Here is a 232-nt window from a genome sequence, read left to right as displayed (position 1 = left end):
ATGATGATGGCACAAAACAAGCCCTCTTCATCCAAGGGCTTATAACACATCTGTTACGTGTTCCATATTCTCTATTACCCAACTGTCTGCTAATTCAAGCGTTGGAAATTCTTCCGTATCAAATGTGACTTCATCTTGGAGAAGCCAGACGTCCTTTTTTAGCTAATCCATTTCACCGATTGACCAGTGCAAATGGCTATATGTGTGGGCGACGAGTACGGACGAGACCCAC

1 pseudogene is annotated in these 232 nt (G+C 44.0%); it reads right to left on the bottom strand.

The window, feature by feature from the left end:
- Positions 1-39: 39 nt before the first annotated feature.
- A pseudogene (locus KVT11_RS20745) lies at positions 40-232 on the bottom strand (DUF2552 family protein); the annotation flags it as partial.

Origin of the sequence: Bacillus sp. GbtcB10, assembly GCF_019091365.1 — a bacterium.
Classification (GTDB): domain Bacteria; phylum Bacillota; class Bacilli; order Bacillales; family Bacillaceae; genus Bacillus; species Bacillus altitudinis.
The sequence above is the reverse complement of the archived record's forward strand: the minus strand, read 5'-3'. Positions and strand labels throughout refer to the sequence as shown.